This is a genomic window from Pantoea sp. USHLN256, from assembly GCF_037149875.1.
Classification (GTDB): Bacteria; Pseudomonadota; Gammaproteobacteria; order Enterobacterales; family Enterobacteriaceae; genus Pantoea; species Pantoea nemavictus.
Genome location: NZ_JBBCQO010000008.1, coordinates 151,922 through 169,952, shown reverse-complemented (window position 1 = coordinate 169,952; position 18,031 = coordinate 151,922). Strand labels below are relative to the sequence as shown.

Here is an 18,031-nt window from a genome sequence, read left to right as displayed (position 1 = left end):
TTTGAGAATAAATGACTAATAATGATCAAACTCGCTTTTAGCGATAAAAAAAACCCGGCTTGCGCCGGGTTTTGCTTAGCTACATTCTCAATCAAACGGTTAACTGTAAGCGTGCAGCGTGCGTTGACACAGCGCTGAACGGACGCAATCCTCTTTGCCGAAACGCACCACGCCAATCATCTCATCTTCTTCGAAGCGCGCTAACGCATCGGCAAGACCCGATTTAGCATGGGACGGCAGGTCGCACTGGGTGATATCACCGTTGACGATAACCGTCACGTTTTCACCCAGGCGCGTCAGGAACATCTTCATCTGTGCGGCGGTGACGTTTTGTGCCTCATCAAGGATCACCACCGAATTTTCAAAGGTACGTCCGCGCATGTATGCGAAGGGCGCGATCTCTACCTTGGCAATTTCGGGCCGCAGGCAGTATTGCATAAAGGAAGCGCCGAGACGTTTAACCAGAACGTCATATACCGGTCGGAAATAAGGCGCGAATTTCTCGGAAATGTCTCCGGGAAGGAAACCGAGATCTTCATCCGCCTGCAGAACCGGGCGCGTCACAATAATCCTTTCGATGTCCTTATTGATCAGGGCCTCAGCCGCTTTGGCTGCGCTAATCCAGGTTTTTCCGCAGCCGGCTTCACCGGTAGCGAAAATAAGCTGTTTCGATTCTATGGCATGGAGATAGTGTGCCTGAGCTTCATTTCTGGCTTCAATCGGCCCGCGGTCACGTGCATCACGTGCCATACCAATCGAATCCAACCCACCCATCTGCACCAGCGAAGTGACCGATTCTTCTTCACGCTGACGGTGACTGCGAGAGTCGCTACGAATAACGCGTCTGGCTTCACGACGTGCTTTGATCACTGCTTTCTGTCTTCCCATAGTGGCACCTTACAGTTGGTTTCATTTATCGCGGCGGATCACCCGCGGCGATGACTTGAACGCTTTAGAGGTTTATCTGGCTTCCTTGTAAGCCGTTTTCGAGCCATTGAGAATGGTGTGCATCAGCGCCGAAACGCAGGCGCGCACCGGTAAAGAAACTGAGATTGAACGAGAACGAAGTTTTAAATGAAGAGAGGTTGCTTTTGAGGGAAGAAATCCCCCGCAGTGTACTGCGTGTGTTGAAACTATTTAACTGTCCCAGCGAGGAACGAATCATGCGCGAACTCCAGTGGCTTAGCCACACAACTGACAACGCTTATGAATAAAGTGCATCATATTTGCGGTGGTTTGCAACAGTAATTTTACTTCCCCGCAAAGAAAAAATGATAAGCGAAGCCTGAGCGCGTTTAACTTAAATTAAATTTATCATAATTATCAAAAGGATGGTTTATTGGAGATAAACCATCCTTTTTAGGAACATTCGGAAGCGGCTACAACCAGGGGAAAGTTTAAGGAATGCGTAACAAAAAAGCCTGCGGCGCAATCTGGCATGCAGGCGTTGTGCATTTATTAATCAGTCTTGCAATAAAGGTTGTCCGAGATAATGTTTTTCATCCACGACGCCAGGTAAGGCGAAAAAGTAACCGCCGCCAATCGGGCGTATATACTCTTCCAGCGCTTCGCCATTTAAACGTTGCTGTACGGTAATAAAGCCTTTGGCTAAGTCGTGCTGATAACACACAAACAATAAACCCATATCCAACTGACCCGAACCGGTAATGCCGCTGGAATAGCTGTAACCGCGCCGCAGCATCAAACTGCTGTCGGTTTGTGGCGTACGCGGGTTGGCGAGACGAATATGCGCATCCAGCGCAATCAAATCACCATCGGGATCTTTACTGTAATCCGGTACGTCATGCTCGTTTTTCATGCCGAGCGGTGCACCGGATAACTTCTCGCGGCCAAAAATGGTTTGCTGCTCGCCAAGCGGCGTGCGATCCCACATCTCGACGTGGAAACGGATGATGCGCACCGCCTGATAACTGCCGCCGCGCGTCCATGCCGGCTCCTGCTGCTCGTCGGTGACCCACAACAGCTGGTTCATCAACGCCGGATTATGGGTGTCGGGATTAGCGGTGCCGTCTTTGAATCCCAGCAGATTGATCGGCGTCTCCTTGCCGTTGCTGCGTGCGGCATGGTCGGCAATAAAACCGTCGCGCCGCCAGCGTACCGCCAGCAAATCAGGTGTGTGCTTGATGATGTCACGCAGCGCATGGATCACCGTATCCTGCGTGTTGGCGCAGATCTGCAATAACAGGTCGCCGTGGCACTGTTCTGCATCCAGCGAATCATTGGGGAAACGCGTCATGGTCTGCAGCTGGGCCGGTTTTTGCCTGCTCAAGTCGAAGCGCTCGTCAAACAGCGACGCGCCAACCGACAAGGTCATGGTGAGATTGTCCGGCGCGATATCGGCCCCGAGAATGCCCGAATCCATGGGCGGCAGTTGCGGATTGGTCACAGCGGGCGCGGGTCCGCCTTGGGTCAGGAAGGCGAAGCGCTCGGTGAGTAAGCGAAACAGCCGCTCAAGGTCGGCCTTATCACTCGCCAAAACATCAAACGCCACCAGCATCATTGACGCCTGCTGCGGCGTGATAATGCCGGCCTGATGCGCACCGTAAAAGGGTTGTGCCTGCTGACGCGAGTTAGGCGTAACCGTGCCGGGAGAGAAGCTGTCGGCGGCTGCGCTATGGAACGGACAGCCGCCGCTGAGGGCGGCCGCACCGCCCAGCATGCCTAATCCCTGCAATAAGCGACGACGCGACGGCTGCGCCGCGTCATTTTTATTACTCATGATCAGTCGAGACCTAAGGTTCCACGCAGCAGGGAGAGATCTTCCGCCAGCGTGGTAATCGGGCCTTTCAGCGCGTTACGGTCAGCGGTGGTCAGTTTTTCGTACGACTCGAAGCCGTCTTTGGTGCGATATTTGCTGAGAATGCCGTCCACTTTCTTAAAGTTGGCATCCACTTTCGCCAGCAGCTGCGGGTTGTTTTTCTGCAGCAGCGGACGCAGCAAATCGACAATTTTCTGCGCGCCATCGATATTGGCCTGGAAGTCAGACAGATCGGTGCGGCTGTAACGATCTTCTTCGCCAGAAATCTTGCTGGAAGCCACTTCTTCAATAAGACCTGCCGCGCCGCCGACCACTTTCGCTGGCGGGAACGCCAGCTGGCTGATGCGGGTTTGCAGATCCAGCACGTCCTGGTTCAGCTGAGTGGCAAACGCTTCGGCACCTTTGGTGGTGTTATCGGCGAAGAGGATTTTCTCCAGGCGATGGAAGCCGGTGAATTTCGGATCTTCGTTTTTCTTCTCGAAGTCATCTTCACGCGCATCGATACTGCCATCCAGGTCGGAGAACAGTTCGGCAATCGGCTCGATACGCTCGTAATGCACGCGCGTTGGCGCGAACAGCGCTTTCGCTTTCTCGATGTCGCCGGCTTTCACCGCATCGGTAAACGCTTTAGTGCCGGTTACCAACGCTTTCACTTCATTCATCACATAGACTTTGTAGTCAGCGATGGGGCCAACCAGCTCCAGCACGTCCGGTTTACCGGTCGCCGCTTTCTTCGCGTCACCGCTGACCACCAACTTTCCTTTCGGGTTGCTGAGCAGGCCGCAGGTCATGTCATATTCCCCCGCTTCCAGATTCGCGGTGAGTTTCTGGCTGAAGCCTGGCGCGATGTTTTCACGCTCTTCCACCACCATCACCCCTTTCAGAATCTCCCACTCCAGCGCTTTCTGGCTGTTATTTTTGATGATGAACTGGGTTTTACCGGCCTGCACATTGAGCGACATCGGCTCACATTGCTGGTCGGTCACCGTTACCGTGACTTGCGGGACGGCAGCAGCAGCGGCACCGGAAAGCGCCAGCATAGCAACCAACAGCGCCTTGCGGCGGAAGCGAATCGTCATAGTGATATCCCTGTTACATGGAAGAACAGGCGCGCCATCGCGCCTGATTGAATTCAGCGTGTGGTGCGTGCCGCGTTGACCGAAGGACGCGCCGGGAAGAAAAACAGCAGCAGTGCCGGAATCAGGTAGATCAGCCACACCGCCACTTCGCTCACGCTTGGCGTCTCCTGATAACCCAAAATACCCTCCAGCAGCGTGCCGAATACCGAATGGGTTGAGAGCGTGTTGCTGAGATCAAACGCCACGTCCTGGAAATGATTCCATAAACCGGCTTCGTGGAAAGCGCGGATAGCGCCGGCGGCAAGTCCTGCGGCAACAAACAGAATGAACAGGCTGGTCCAGCGGAAGAAATGCGCCAGATTGAGGCGAATGCCGCCATAGTAAAGCAGCATGCCCAGCACCACGGCGGTTGCCAGACCGAGTACCGCGCCCATCGGCGGCGCATAGCCGACGTCTTGCGTAAAGGCGGCGAGCAGGAAAAACACCGACTCCAGCCCTTCACGCGCCACCGCCAGAAAGACCATCAGCACCAGCGGAAAGCCGCTGCCGCCCCGCTTCTGCAGCGCGGTATCCACCGATTTTTCCAGCGTGGCTTTGATATTGCGCGAGACTTTGCGCATCCAGAACACCATCGACGTAAGGATCACCACAGCAACCACGGCAACAATGCCTTCAAACAGCTCCTGCTGTTTCTGTGGGAACTCGCCAGTGGTTTCATTAATGAAGATGCCGAGTGCCAGGCATAGCGCGGCGGCAATAAATACCCCCGCCCACATCGCCGGGAACCATTGGGTGCGCTGGGTGCGTTTAAGATAGCTGGCAATCAGGCTGACGATGAGCGCTGCTTCCAGACCTTCGCGCAGCATGATGAGAAACGGAACGAACATCACCAACCTCTTGAATTTTAAGAAGGGTAAAACTTAGGTAAAAAAACGTAAAGTGCGAACGATATCGATTATCATTATCGAAGGGAGAAATACAAGTCACTGCGTGAAATTAATTTTGCTTTTGCGGTTTGCAGAGGGGGAATATTTGGGCTGGTCGCCATGAATGGCGACCCTACAACGAAACGATGCTGAATTCGTAGGGTGCGCATTTATGCGCACCTGGTCGCCATGAATGGCGACCCTACAAATTATTTGCTTTGATACTGCGCTTCTGCGGCGGCAAAGCGTTGCTGCGCGGCTTCAGAGGGACCACGACCCAGCAGGCTGAATACCACGATGGCGATACTGGCGAAGGCAAAGCCTGGAATGATTTCGTACAGCTCCGCGTAGCCATAATCTTTCCACAGCAGTACGGTCAGCGCACCAATCACCATGCCGGCCAGCGCACCGTTGCGCGTCATACGCTTCCAGCACACGCCGAACAGCACCACCGGACCAAAGGCCGCACCAAAGCCCGCCCAGGCATAGCTTACCAGGCCGAGTACGCGGTTTTCCGGATTCGCCGCCAGTGCGATAGCGATCAACGCAATCACCAGCACCATCAAGCGCCCAATCCACACCAGCTCTTTCTGGCTGGCATTTTTACGCAGGAAGCCTTTATACAAATCTTCCGTTAACGCGCTGGAACACACCAGCAGCTGGCAGCTCAGGGTCGACATTACCGCCGCCAGAATCGCCGACAGCAGAATACCGGCAATCCACGGGTTGAACAGGATACGCGCCAGTTCGATAAACACACGTTCGCCGTTCTGGCTCACGCCCGCCGCCTGGTCGGGATGGTTCTGGAAGTAAGCGATACCAAAGAAACCGACCGCCACCGCACCGCCGAGGCACAGGATCATCCAGGTCATGCTGATACGGCGTGCGTTACGAATGGTATGGTGTGAATCCGCCGCCATAAAGCGCGCCAGAATATGCGGCTGGCCAAAGTAGCCCAGGCCCCAACCGAGCAGCGATATCACCGCAACAAAGTTCAAGCCTTTCAGCATGTCGAGATTTTCGAGGCTTTTGGCTTCGATCACTGCCAGTGAATGGTCCAATCCCCCTACCGCGATAATCACCATCACCGGCGTCAAAATCAGCGCGAAGATCATCAGGCTCGCCTGCACGGTATCGGTCCAGCTCACCGCGAGGAAACCGCCCACCAGCGTATACAGAATGGTGGCTGCAGCACCCACCCACAGCGCGGTCTGATAATCCATACCGAAGGTGCTTTCAAACAGACGCGCACCAGCCACTACGCCAGAAGCACAATAGATAGTGAAGAAGATCAGAATCACCACCGCCGAGATCACACGCAGCAGCTTGCTTTTATCTTCGAAGCGGCTGGAGAAGAAATCAGGCAGGGTTAACGCGTTATCGTGATGTTCGGTCTGCACGCGCAGACGGCCAGCAACGATGCGCCAGTTCAGCCATGCACCAATAATCAGGCCGATGGCGATCCAGCTTTCAGAAATACCAGAAAGGAAGATGGCGCCCGGCAGGCCCATCAATAACCATCCACTCATATCAGACGCACCGGCAGAGAGCGCGGTGACCACGCTGCCTAAACTGCGGCCGCCAAGAATGTAGTCGTCAAAACTCTTGGTCGCACGATAGGCAATGAATCCTATTAACACCATCCCAAGGATATACACTACAAAAGTCACCAACATCGGTGTGCTTACACTCATCAGTCTCTCCACTTATTATTTAATCCATCAAGAGAAATCTTTTAAAACCTGCGCCACCGGAACGGGGTAGCGACAAGGTTGAACCGCATCCAGAGAAAGCGATTTCCCTTAAGGCGCGGTATCCTGCCGCAAAGGTGCGGCGCGCACAATGCATTTAACACAGCTGTCACACCGGTTTCACCTCACTTCGCGTATCGCGTGCTGATAGGTTGCACTTGCTCACAGTTTGAGTTGCACTTTTATGTAATCAAGAGCCGTCTTGTAGACGCCGGTTGCAACATTGGCGAGCTTCTTGCAGCAAGTTCCATGCCGCTTTTATCGTGTTAACAGATGGAGCGGTTTAAAACGTGCAGCCTGGGTCACATTTAACACGGTTGCACAAAGTTGCAACATGGGTGATATTGCTGCCACGCAAGCATTGAACCACTATTTCGAGGACGAGGACATCATGGCAAGTACGACCATGGGGGTGAAGCTGGATGAGGCCACCCGCGACCGCATTAAACTGGCAGCACAGAAGCTTGACCGCACATCACACTGGTTGATCAAGCAGGCGATTTTTAACTATCTGGAGCAGCTGGAAGCCGGTGAATCCGTGCCAGAAATTCCGCAACTGCTGATCGATGCCGCCGGTGATGAAGGCGTGCCAGAAGAGGCGCTGCAGCCTTTCCTCGACTTCGCCGAACACATTTTACCGCAGTCGGTGAGCCGCTCGGCGATCACCGCCGCATGGCGTCGTCCGGAAACGGATGCGGTGCCGATGCTGCTGGAACAGGCGCGTCTCCCTGCCCCGCTGGCGGAGAAAACCCATCAGCTGGCTTATAGCCTTGCCGATAAGCTGCGGCATCAGAAAGGTGCAACCGGCCGCGCAGGCATGGTGCAAAGCCTGCTGCAGGAGTTCTCGCTCTCGTCACAGGAAGGCGTGGCGCTGATGTGCCTGGCGGAAGCCCTGCTGCGCATCCCGGATAAGCCAACGCGCGATGCGCTGATCCGCGACAAAATCAGCAACGGTAACTGGCAGTCGCACCTCGGTCGCAGCCCGTCGATGTTTGTCAACGCGGCAACCTGGGGCCTGCTGTTTACCGGTCGTCTGGTGTCCACCCATAACGAAGCCAATCTGTCGCGCTCGCTTAACCGCATTATCGGCAAGAGCGGCGAGCCGCTGATCCGCAAAGGCGTGGATATGGCGATGCGCCTGATGGGCGAGCAGTTTGTCACCGGCGAAACCATCGCTGAAGCGCTGGCCAATGCGCGCAAGCTGGAGGAGAAAGGTTTCCGCTACTCCTACGACATGCTGGGTGAAGCGGCGCTGACCGCCAGCGATGCCAAAGCCTATCTGGTGTCGTATCAGCAGGCGATTCACGCCATCGGCAAAGCCTCCAACGGGCGCGGCATTTATGAAGGTCCGGGCATCTCGATTAAGCTGTCGGCACTGCATCCGCGCTACAGCCGCGCGCAGTATGAGCGCGTGATGGACGAGCTCTATCCGATCCTCAAATCGTTAACCTTGCTGGCGCGCTCCTATGACATCGGTATCAACATCGATGCCGAAGAGGCGGATCGTCTGGAGCTGTCGCTCGATCTGCTGGAGAAGCTGTGCTTCGAGCCGGAACTGGAAGGCTGGAACGGCATTGGCTTTGTGATTCAGGCCTATCAGAAGCGCTGCCCGTTTGTGATTGATTCGCTGATCGACCTGGCCCAACGCAGCCGCCGCCGCCTGATGATCCGTCTGGTAAAAGGCGCCTATTGGGATAGCGAAATCAAACGCGCGCAGATCGACGGCCTGGAAGGTTATCCGGTCTATACGCGCAAGGTTTACACCGATATCTCCTATCTGGCCTGTGCACGCAAACTGCTGGCGGTGCCAAACCTGATCTACCCGCAGTTCGCCACCCACAACGCGCATACGCTGGCGGCAATTTATCAGCTGGCGGGTAACAACTATTATCCCGGCCAGTATGAATTCCAGTGCCTGCACGGCATGGGTGAACCACTGTATGAGCAGGTGGTGGGCAAAGTCGCTGACGGCAAACTTAATCGTCCGTGCCGTATCTACGCACCGGTCGGCACCCACGAAACGCTACTGGCCTATCTGGTGCGTCGTCTGCTGGAGAACGGTGCCAACACCTCATTCGTTAACCGCATCGCCGATAACACCTTGCCGCTGGATGAGCTGGTGGCCGATCCGGTTGCCGCCGTGGAGAAGATGGGCGCTGCAGAGGGCGCTATCGGTTTACCGCATCCGAAAATTCCGCTGCCGCGCGACCTGTATGGCGCGAAGCGTGCCAACTCTGCCGGTCTCGATCTGGCCAACGAACATCGCCTGGCATCGCTGTCTAGCGCGCTCCTCAACAGCGCCAGCCAGCCGTGGATCGCGCAGCCGCTGGTCGAAGGTGAATTAGGTGCAGGCGTGAGCCGCCCGGTACTCAATCCTGCCGCGCCGGCGGATGTGGTGGGCAGCGTGCGTGATGCGAGCGAAGCCGAAGTGTCAGACGCGCTGGATGCGGCAGTGAACGCCGGTCCAATCTGGTTCGCCACGCCACCGCAGGAGCGCGCCGCCATTCTCGAGCGTGCTGCCGAAGCGATGGAAGGCCAGATGCAGCAGCTGATTGGATTGCTGGTGCGTGAAGCCGGTAAAACCTACAACAACGCCATTGCCGAAGTGCGTGAAGCGGTCGATTTCCTCTACTACTACGCCGGCATGGTGCGCGATGATTTCGATAATGAAACCCATCGTCCGCTCGGCCCGGTGGTGTGCATCAGCCCGTGGAACTTCCCGCTGGCGATTTTCACCGGACAAATTGCTGCCGCGCTGGCGGCCGGTAACAGCGTGCTGGCGAAACCGGCTGAGCAGACGCCGTTAATTGCCGCGCAGGCGGTACAAATTATGCTGGATGCTGGCGTGCCAGCGGGTGTGCTGCAACTGCTGCCGGGCCAGGGCGAAACCGTCGGAGCACAACTGACCGGCGACGAGCGCGTGCGTGGCGTGATGTTTACCGGCTCAACCGCCGTCGCCACGCTGCTGCAACGCAATCTGGCCGGTCGTCTGGATCCGCAGGGTCGCCCAACGCCGCTGATCGCCGAAACCGGCGGCATGAACGCGATGATCGTCGATTCGTCGGCGCTGACCGAACAGGTGGTGGTGGATATCGTTGCCTCGGCGTTTGATAGCGCCGGTCAACGCTGCTCGGCGCTGCGTCTGCTTTGCGTGCAGGATGATGTGGCTGACCACACGCTGAAAATGCTGCGTGGCGCGATGGCCGAGTGCCGCATGGGTAACCCGGAACGTCTGTCGACCGACATTGGTCCGGTGATTGATGCCGAAGCGAAAGCCAATATAGAACGTCACATTCAGGCGCTGCGTAATAAAGGTTTCAACGTCTACCAGGCAGCGCAGGAGAATCCACAGGATAGCAAAGAGTGGAACAGCGGCACCTTTATCAAGCCAACCTTGATTGAGCTGGATAAGGTGAGCGATCTGGATAAAGAGGTGTTTGGCCCGGTGCTGCACGTGGTGCGTTTCTCGCGCAGCACGCTGCCGCAGCTGGTTGAGCAGATTAATGCCTCGGGTTACGGCCTGACGCTCGGCGTACATACGCGCATTGATGAAACCATCGCGCAGGTGACAGCGAACGCCAAAGTCGGCAACCTCTACGTCAACCGTAATATGGTCGGCGCGGTGGTCGGCGTGCAGCCGTTCGGCGGCGAAGGCTTGTCCGGTACCGGGCCGAAAGCCGGTGGTCCGCTCTATCTCTATCGCCTGTTGGCCAATCGTCCAGACGGTGCGCTGCGCATCACCTTTGATCGCCAGGATGCTGAGCGTCCGGTCGACAGCTCGGTGCGTGCGGAACTGATGCGCGCGCATCAGGCGCTGCAGCAGTGGGCAAAAGATAAACCTGAACTGCTGGCGCTGTGCCAGCGTTACGACGAGCTGGCGCAGGCCGGCACCGTGCGTCTGCTGCCGGGTCCAACCGGTGAACGCAACACCTTCACCCTGCTGCCACGCGAACATGTGCTGTGCATGGCAGATAATGAAGAAGATGCGCTGATCCAGCTGGCGGCGGTGACCAGCGTCGGCAGCCAGGCGCTATGGCAGGATGATGAACTGCATCGTGCGCTGCGCCAGTCGTTACCGGCGGAGGTGCAGGCGCACGTCAAGCTGGTGAAGGATGCGCTGGCGGCCGAGTTTGATGCGGTAATTTATCACGGTGATGCCGACCAACTGCGCAGCCTGTGCGAGCAGGTGGCGGCACGCGATGGCGCGATTGTCTCGGTGCAGGGCTTCGCACGCGGTGAAACCAATCTGCTGCTGGAGCGTTTGTTGATTGAGCGTTCGCTGAGCGTCAATACCGCCGCAGCGGGCGGTAATGCGAGTTTGATGACCATCGGTTGATAGCTCAATAAATTGCGCCGCTACAGTATGTGCACGATTTTGTAGCGGCGCGATTCATCGCGCGAATTTCTAAGCCACAGACTTCTTCCGCTTCAAGCCAATCAGCGTTGGGAACACAAACAGCGACTGACCCAATCCACGATTAGTAACCTGCCATACCGCGACCGAACACAGCGAGCAAATCCCGACGATTGCCAGCGGATAGAAACATGCCCACAGAATCGAGAACCACGCCTGCTCAAACAGGTGATGACGCTGCGCAAACAGAATCGCTGACATGCCAAAGAACTCAATGAAGATGCGATGAATCACGTAGATTTGCAGCGTGTTGCGCCCTACCCAATTTAAGTAACTCATCTTGAAATGCGCGTTCAGCCAGCGACACGCGGCTACGCTGCCCAGCACGGCGAGAATGCACAGGAACAGACTCTTATCCAGGCCAAAGATAACGTGCAAACCGGAGAGCGCCGCCAATATGGCCCACGGCACAATGTTTTCGCGACGCCATTCGCTCAGGCGCAACATCATTGGGCTCCAGAAAGCGCCCAGCAGGAAGTACAGAAAATACTGCGCCACGCTTTGTGGTCCCCAGAACGGGATAATCTTCTCTACCGCCAGATAGTTGAGCGCAATCGCGACGACCAGCAAGGCCACCTTCTGCTGTTTGAAGATTTTCGCGCACAGGAAATAGAGCGCTAAACCGTAGAGATACCACGAGGTGCTCATGGCGAGGAACGTGAGCTTAAGAAACTCCAGCAGCGAACCGGCGTACGCCGCATTCAGGTTCTGCGAGATACGCTGTCCGGTGATCTCCGTAGAGATGCCGACAATCGACCACCACTGAATAAAGCCCCACAGAATGTAGAGATAAAACAGATTGGTAATACGGCTGGTAAATACCTGTTTCCACGGACGATGCAAAATTCCGTTGGTGGCGAGTAAGCCGGAAACAAAGAAAAATGCCGGCATACGTAGCGGCGATAAAACCGTATTAAACTGCACCCATATTTCTGCCGGGATCCACCCAGCCGTCAATAATTTTACCGTCCCTTCAAATCCCGGTAAGACGGTGTGATACAACACCACCAGTAATATGCACGCTCCTTTTAGAGTATTTATCCATGCAATATCTTCTTTTCTGGCGTTATTCATATGATGACTCCGCTGCTGTTGCTGTGTAGGTCTTAAAGGAGAAGGATAAGGAAATAAGCGATGGTGCCTTTGTTACCCTAAATAATTCGGTTTGCAGGAAGGCGGCAAGTGGGTGAATCCTCAGGAGCTTACTGAAGTAAGTGACTGAGGTGAACACACGCAGCTAACGCAGCTGCAACCCGAAATATGACGGGTATGGTTATTCAACGATTATTAAACAGCGGGCGAAGGCATGATGTAGCGAAAGTCCTAAATGTTTTTTTGTGGTCCTGATATAACAATACTTTACAGATCCAGACAAAAATAGAATCATGAGCAGGCTAAGGAAATTTGCCTTAATTAGAGTCACTAAAAGGTTTTTAACTAAAATTAATGTGAATGGCATCACTCTGGCAAATTAAGAACAATCCACCCATTCGTATGCCAATATATATTCAAATTGCGGAGGGATAATTATTTAATGTGGCAAATGGATAAGCGGAAATAATAGCGTTGTGGTAGAGGGTGCGCATTAAACATATCTTATGTTGTAGGATCGCCATTCATGGCGACCTGCTACCAACGCTATTAGGGCCAGCGAACTGGCCCGGCAGGTTTATTATTGTAGCGGTGCGCTTTTCGTTTCCAGTGTAGATTTGCGCAGCAGGCGCGGATAGAGGAACAGCATGCGGCCCGGCCCACGGTTGAGCAGCGTCCACACCAGCAGTGAGATGCTGGTACAGAGCGCGACGCCGGTAATCGGCATCAGCAGTGCCCAAGCCCAGCTAAAGGCGGCATTGCCAAACCAGCCGTAATGCAGCGCCAGCGCAATCGCACTCAGCCCCAGTAATTCAATAAAGATGCGATGCAGCACGTAGATTTGCAGCGTGTTACGTCCAATCCAGTTCAGCCACGCCATATTGAAGCGCTCATTGAGGAAGCGGCACACCACAATACCAAACACGATGGTCAGCAAGCTGTAGAACGGATTTTTATAGATACCGCCGACGTGGTGCAGGATACCGATCAGCGCAATCGCGCCGAGCAGCAGCCAGTGCTGACGCTTCAGTTCGCTAATCTCAATCAATGCCTGACTAAAGAACACGCCAATCAGGAAGTAGAGGTAGTTCTGCGCCACGCTGGCAGGTCCCCAGCCGGGAATCAGGCTGAACTGCGCGGCGTAGGTAGCGACCACGCCTAACGCCAGCAGCGCCAGCTTCTGGCGGTGAAACAGCTTGGTGAATAGGAAGAAACCGGCCAGCGCGTAGAGGTACCACAGGCTGGTCATTGAGGTCATCAGCAGCTTAATGAACTCAAATGGCGTGTCGGCATAGGCGGCGTTTTTAGTGCTGGAAAGCCTCTCCCCCAAATGCGTGGAGATGTAATGAATACTCAGCCACTGAATCACGCCCCACAGCAGGTAGAGATAAACGATGTTGCTGAACTTCTTGGTGAACACCTCTTTCCAGCTTTTTTTGGTGATCGAGCTCGCCGCCAGCAAGCCCGAAACAAAGAAGAACGCTGGCATACGCAGCGGCGACAGGTAGGTATTAAAAGCCACCCACCAGTGCGCAGGCAGCAGACCGGCGGTGAGATGATGCAGCGAAGGAGCGAAGGTGGTGATGATGGAGTGATGTAATACCACCATCAATATACAGCCCCCTTTGAGGGTATTGATCCAGAGGACCTCTTTCCTGGCAGTTGTCATTGCGATGTCCTAATTGCGCCATGAATTTGTAAAGAATTATTTATATTTACAAAGATGTCTCAATCGGGACTCTCTTAAAAAAGACCTGGCCTATTGCCTTAGGTTTTTTAAGATTAATGTTTCCATTAAATACATATAGTTATCGCAATGGGGTAAAAATACTTTCAGAAGATACTTAGAGGAGCAACGTGCGGAAAATTAAGACAAGCGTCGCCATTTTCTGACGACGCTTACGATTATTGGTTAAGAAACTTGTCGAGAAATTGCCGGGTACGGGCCTGCTGCGGATTGCTGAACAGCGCCTGCGCCGCGCCCTGCTCCACAATGCGACCCTGATCCATAAAGATGGCGCGATCGGCGACGTCGCGCGCAAAGCTCATCTCATGGGTAACGATCACCATGGTGCGTTTCTCCTGCGCCAGCGCGCGGATGGTGTTGAGCACTTCGCCCACCAGCTCAGGATCGAGCGCCGAGGTCGGTTCATCGAACAGGATCACCTCGGGACGCATCGCCAGCGCGCGCGCAATCGCTACGCGCTGCTGCTGTCCGCCGGAGAGACGACGCGGGAAACTCTGCTCCTTGCCGTGCAAACCGACCTTTTCCAGCAAACTGCGCGCACGTGCGATGGCTTCCGCCTTCGGCTCGCCCTTGACGATCACCGGCCCTTCAATAATGTTCTCCAGTACCGAACGGTGCGGGAACAGATTGAAGTTCTGGAAGACAAATCCCACCTGCTGACGCAGCTGACGCACCAGCTGCTTCTGCTTATTGAGGCCGAGCGCCGCATCGATAGCGATATCGCCCACTTTGATGTGCCCACTTTCCGGCACTTCCAGCAGATTGATACTGCGCAGCAGCGTGGTTTTACCGGAACCGCTCGGCCCAATAATCGCCACCACTTCGCCAGGTGCCACGTCGAGGTCGATGCCGTGCAGCACTGTCTGGCCGTTAAACTGTTTCACCAGCTGACGGACTTCAATTGCACTCATTTGCCCTCCTGATCCTGACGATTCACATGCGCTTCAAGCCGGTTTTGCAATGCCGACAGCACGGTCGCCATCACCCAGTAGATCAGCGATGCCGCCAGATACATGGTGAACACTTCCAGCGTACGTGAGGTGATTAACTGCGCCTGACGGAACAGCTCCGGCACCTGAATGGTGGCGGCCAGCGAGGTATCTTTCACCAGGCTGATAAAGCTGTTGCCCAGCGGCGGCAGCGCGGTGCGCGCGGCCTGTGGCAGGATCACGCGACGCAGCGTTTGCCACGGCGTCATGCCGATGCTGGCAGCGGCTTCCCACTGTCCACGCTCAATGGCGGCAATCGCGCCACGCAGTGATTCAGAGGCATAGGCGGCGGTATTCAGCGACAGGCCAATCATCGCCGACGGAATCGGATCCAGCTCAATGCCAAACTGCGGCAGACCGTAATAGATCATAAACAGCTGGGCGATCAGCGGCGTACCGCGAAATATCGACACGTAGATACGCGCCAGCCAGTTGATCGGCCAGAAGTGCGACAGGCGCATCAGCGCCAGCACGAAGCCGAGTATCAGGCCGAAGAACATACCGCCGATACTCAGCTGCAGCGTGAACAGCGCGCCTTTGAGTAGAAATGGTGCTGAATCCAGCACCAGTTGTAAGCTTTCCTGCATTATTTAGTGACGTCCGCGCCGAACCATTTTTCAGACAGTTTGCTCAGGGAGCCATCTTTCTGCATATCGGCGATGGCCGCGTCGATGGCTTTCAGCAAGGTGTCGTTGCCTTTACGCAGCGCCACGCCGGATTCCAGACGGGAGAATGCCGGGCCCGCTACCGCCATGGTATCGCCGGTTTTCTTCACCAGATCCAGCGCCGCTAAGCGATCCACCAGAATGGCATCAATACGTTTAGAACGCAGATCCTGATATTTGGTTGGGTCGTCATCATAGGTGCGGATATCCACGCCTTTAACGTTGTCACGCAGCCACTGCTCGTAGTTGGAACCGAGGCCGACGCCGACTTTCTTGCCTGACAAATCCTCCGGCTTGGTGATGCCCGCCGCGTTTTGCTTCAGCGTCAGCGCCTGCACGCCAGAAATGGTGTACGGCGTGGAGAAGTCATACTTCTTCTGACGTTCAGCGGAGATGGTCACCTGATTGATCACCACATCGATACGCTTAGAGTCCAGCGACGCCAGCATGCCGTCCCATTTGGTCGGACGCAGATCGGCTTTCACGCCGAGGTGCTTTGCCAGCTCCTGTGCGAACTCAACTTCAAAGCCGGTCAACTGGCCTTTTTCATCCTGGAAGCTGAACGGCGGATAGGTGCCTTCCAGCCCGACGCGCAGCTCACCTTTGCTCTTTACCTGCGCCAGCAGATCGTCTGCGGCGAAAGATTTCACGTTGACGCCCGCGACCAGCGCGACCGCCATCATTCCCATCACCATCTGGCGACGAATCGGAGAGAAAGTCATGTTTACCCCATTTATTGTGATGTGTTGTGTGCTTATTTTTGCTGCGCATAGATGCGCGCCTTACGACTACCATGATTCAATCACCGCACATTCCGTAGCGGCGCGATTTATCGCGCAATAAATTGCGCCGCTACGATACGAGGATGCTGTGATATTGCCATTCATGGCGACCGTTTGTTAATAACCGCCGGATTATAAACCGTTTTTAAAATCTTTCTCAGACCGAAGGGTGATAAGCAAATAACGCAGGCGATCCGCCGGTATGCACAAACAGCAGCGGCCCTTCGCGACGGAAGCGGTTTTGCGCAATACCATCAATTAATCCCGCCATCGCTTTGCCGGTGTACACCGGATCGAGCATGATGCCCTCCAGGCGCGCCAGCAGCTTCACCGCCGCCATCCCTTCATCGTTAGGCTCGCCATAGCGCGGCGCGAAGTAGTCATCCCACAAGGTAATCGCCGCTTTAGCCTGCACTTCCAGCTGTTCAGCCAGCGCGCTGCGGATGCGCTCAACCACCGGCAGCTGCGCGGCGACTTTACGTGAAACGGTAACGCCCACCAGCTCGGTTTCCGGCAGCAGCTGCTCCAGACCAATCGCCAGGCCAGCGTGCGTGCCCGCGCTGCCGGACGCCACCACCACCGCGGCGAAATCTACTACGCCTTCGCTCTGATGGGCGATCTCCTGCGCGCACTCGACGTAGCCAAGCGCACCCAGCGCATTAGAGCCGCCGACCGGCACAATGTAAGGGCGGAATCCCTGCGCTTCGAGCTGTTCGGCCTGAGCCGCCAGTTGTTCGGTGGGATTGTGCAACGCATCAACCATGACGATTTCCACGTCCATCAGATCGAGCAGCAGGCGGTTGCCGTTGCTGAGGTAGTTTTCAGAGGTGGTGCCAATCGGGTTTTCCAGCAGCGCCACACACTTCAGGCCGAGACGCGCCGCCACCGCTGCGGTTTGCCGCACATGGTTGGATTGGATGGCGCCCGCCGTCAGCAGCACATCCGCGCCTTCGCGCAGCGCATCGGCCGCCAGGAATTCGAGCTTACGCAGCTTGTTACCGCCCAGCGCTACCGGCGTGAAGTCATCGCGCTTAATAAAGATATCGCGACCCAGATAATCAGAAAGCCGGGGCAAATGCTCAAGCGGCGTGGGTGCACCGAGTAATTCAAGACGGGGGAACTGGTGCAGAAGATGTAAGGACAATGCAGCCTCCATTCGGGCAATGTGCAGTTATCCATACAGTGTTGCAGAAGATGAGAAAAGTCGCACCCGGAATTCAACGTGTGCTGCCCTTGTTGCTGTCATGCTCGACAACAACAAGGGTGGGATCACCCTCAGCCCTGCTGCCAGCCTAAAAACTGGTCATATTTACGCAGTGCAATGCGGTAGTTATTGTTACCCGCATCGGGCAAATCGTTCTCCAGACACTCATGCCAGCTGTTTCCGCGCAAACGATCTGCCGGGAAGTTTTTCGCCTTCAGCATGTCATCAAGCCGACGCAAACGCACCACATACTCACGTATGGTACTGTGGCTCATCTCGGTCTGCTCAAACAGGTATTGCTTAAACGCCATAATGTCGAAGTAATTCGGATGGGTATTACAAAAAATATCGCTGCAGAAACGACACAAGGCGGTCAATTCTGGCTGGAGTTTCATCCACACCTGATCGTCAATCATTTGGTCCATGCGTGCGATGGCCTCTTTATTGATGATCTGGCCGCGAAAGACTAACGCCATACGATCTAAAACTTTGCCACAGTGTGAACAATTGCTTTGGCTGTGCTTATAGTCTTTAAGATAGCGACTTAAAGGTCTGGCTTTAACTTTGGCTCCCATTGCTGAGTCCCCGGTTTTATTGTTTTTT

Annotated in this window: 14 protein-coding genes; 1 reads left to right on the top strand and 13 read right to left on the bottom strand. The window is 55.2% G+C overall.

The features are described from left to right. Positions 1-99: 99 nt before the first annotated feature. The 6 genes from phoH to putP all read right to left on the bottom strand — a co-directional run bounded on the left by phoH (position 100) and on the right by putP (position 6,478). Positions 100-888, bottom strand: coding sequence for a phosphate starvation-inducible protein PhoH (gene phoH, locus WFL93_RS18770; protein ID WP_336778773.1), 789 nt, complete (start codon positions 886-888; stop codon positions 100-102). Between the two features lie 64 nt (positions 889-952). Then, complete coding sequence (locus tag WFL93_RS18765; RefSeq protein WP_336778772.1) at positions 953-1,165, bottom strand: hypothetical protein; 213 nt, start codon at positions 1,163-1,165, stop codon at positions 953-955. Between the two features lie 297 nt (positions 1,166-1,462). Next, on the bottom strand, positions 1,463-2,740 hold the full coding sequence (gene efeB, locus WFL93_RS18760; protein ID WP_336778771.1) for an iron uptake transporter deferrochelatase/peroxidase subunit: 1,278 nt from the start codon (positions 2,738-2,740) through the stop codon (positions 1,463-1,465). Positions 2,741-2,742: 2 nt separating this feature from the next. After that, entirely contained in the window at positions 2,743-3,858 is a 1,116-nt protein-coding gene (efeO, locus tag WFL93_RS18755) for an iron uptake system protein EfeO (RefSeq protein WP_336778770.1), read from the bottom strand. A gap of 53 nt (positions 3,859-3,911) precedes the next feature. Further along, entirely contained in the window at positions 3,912-4,745 is an 834-nt protein-coding gene (efeU, locus tag WFL93_RS18750; protein ID WP_336778769.1) for an iron uptake transporter permease EfeU, read from the bottom strand. 248 nt (positions 4,746-4,993) lie between these two features. Continuing rightward, complete coding sequence (putP, locus tag WFL93_RS18745; RefSeq protein ID WP_007893718.1) at positions 4,994-6,478, bottom strand: sodium/proline symporter PutP; 1,485 nt, start codon at positions 6,476-6,478, stop codon at positions 4,994-4,996. 448 nt (positions 6,479-6,926) lie between these two features. Between putP and putA the strand changes: the two genes are divergently transcribed. Continuing rightward, positions 6,927-10,871, top strand: coding sequence for a trifunctional transcriptional regulator/proline dehydrogenase/L-glutamate gamma-semialdehyde dehydrogenase (putA, locus tag WFL93_RS18740; RefSeq protein ID WP_336778768.1), 3,945 nt, complete (start codon positions 6,927-6,929; stop codon positions 10,869-10,871). A 69-nt stretch (positions 10,872-10,940) separates the two neighbouring features. Here the strand turns inward: putA and WFL93_RS18735 are convergent, their stop codons facing one another. The 7 genes from WFL93_RS18735 to fliZ all read right to left on the bottom strand — a co-directional run bounded on the left by WFL93_RS18735 (position 10,941) and on the right by fliZ (position 18,003). Continuing rightward, positions 10,941-12,023 (bottom strand): acyltransferase family protein, encoded by a 1,083-nt coding sequence (locus WFL93_RS18735; protein ID WP_007891934.1) that lies wholly within the window; start codon positions 12,021-12,023, stop codon positions 10,941-10,943. Between the two features lie 598 nt (positions 12,024-12,621). Beyond that, a complete protein-coding gene (locus tag WFL93_RS18730; protein ID WP_007891357.1) occupies positions 12,622-13,710 on the bottom strand; it encodes an acyltransferase family protein in 1,089 nt (362 codons plus the stop codon). A 236-nt stretch (positions 13,711-13,946) separates the two neighbouring features. Further along, positions 13,947-14,699 (bottom strand): L-cystine ABC transporter ATP-binding protein TcyN, encoded by a 753-nt coding sequence (gene tcyN / locus WFL93_RS18725; protein ID WP_336778767.1) that lies wholly within the window; start codon positions 14,697-14,699, stop codon positions 13,947-13,949. After that, positions 14,696-15,364: a cystine ABC transporter permease gene (gene tcyL / locus WFL93_RS18720; protein ID WP_007891363.1), complete on the bottom strand. Its 669-nt coding sequence runs from the start codon at positions 15,362-15,364 to the stop codon at positions 14,696-14,698. Before tcyL ends, tcyN begins: the two co-directional genes overlap by 4 nt. Next, complete coding sequence (gene tcyJ, locus WFL93_RS18715; protein ID WP_036621803.1) at positions 15,364-16,164, bottom strand: cystine ABC transporter substrate-binding protein; 801 nt, start codon at positions 16,162-16,164, stop codon at positions 15,364-15,366. Before tcyJ ends, tcyL begins: the two co-directional genes overlap by 1 nt. A gap of 217 nt (positions 16,165-16,381) precedes the next feature. After that, positions 16,382-17,368, bottom strand: a complete 987-nt coding sequence (locus WFL93_RS18710; protein ID WP_336778766.1) for a D-cysteine desulfhydrase — start codon at positions 17,366-17,368, stop codon at positions 16,382-16,384. A 131-nt stretch (positions 17,369-17,499) separates the two neighbouring features. Further along, positions 17,500-18,003 carry a flagella biosynthesis regulatory protein FliZ gene (gene fliZ / locus WFL93_RS18705; protein ID WP_007891377.1) on the bottom strand — a complete coding sequence of 168 codons (504 nt, stop codon included), beginning with the start codon at positions 18,001-18,003 and terminating at the stop codon, positions 17,500-17,502. Positions 18,004-18,031: the final 28 nt, after the last annotated feature.

Coding starts and splice junctions, on each gene's coding strand:
- phoH (WP_336778773.1), bottom strand. CDS start 888: ATGGGAAGACAGAAAGCAGTGATCAAAGCACGTCGTGAAGCCAGACGC.
- WFL93_RS18765 (WP_336778772.1), bottom strand. CDS start 1,165: ATGATTCGTTCCTCGCTGGGACAGTTAAATAGTTTCAACACACGCAGT.
- efeB (WP_336778771.1), bottom strand. CDS start 2,740: ATGAGTAATAAAAATGACGCGGCGCAGCCGTCGCGTCGTCGCTTATTG.
- efeO (WP_336778770.1), bottom strand. CDS start 3,858: ATGACGATTCGCTTCCGCCGCAAGGCGCTGTTGGTTGCTATGCTGGCG.
- efeU (WP_336778769.1), bottom strand. CDS start 4,745: ATGTTCGTTCCGTTTCTCATCATGCTGCGCGAAGGTCTGGAAGCAGCG.
- putP (WP_007893718.1), bottom strand. CDS start 6,478: ATGAGTGTAAGCACACCGATGTTGGTGACTTTTGTAGTGTATATCCTT.
- putA (WP_336778768.1), top strand. CDS start 6,927: ATGGCAAGTACGACCATGGGGGTGAAGCTGGATGAGGCCACCCGCGAC.
- WFL93_RS18735 (WP_007891934.1), bottom strand. CDS start 12,023: ATGAATAACGCCAGAAAAGAAGATATTGCATGGATAAATACTCTAAAA.
- WFL93_RS18730 (WP_007891357.1), bottom strand. CDS start 13,710: ATGACAACTGCCAGGAAAGAGGTCCTCTGGATCAATACCCTCAAAGGG.
- tcyN (WP_336778767.1), bottom strand. CDS start 14,699: ATGAGTGCAATTGAAGTCCGTCAGCTGGTGAAACAGTTTAACGGCCAG.
- tcyL (WP_007891363.1), bottom strand. CDS start 15,364: ATGCAGGAAAGCTTACAACTGGTGCTGGATTCAGCACCATTTCTACTC.
- tcyJ (WP_036621803.1), bottom strand. CDS start 16,164: ATGACTTTCTCTCCGATTCGTCGCCAGATGGTGATGGGAATGATGGCG.
- fliZ (WP_007891377.1), bottom strand. CDS start 18,003: ATGGGAGCCAAAGTTAAAGCCAGACCTTTAAGTCGCTATCTTAAAGAC.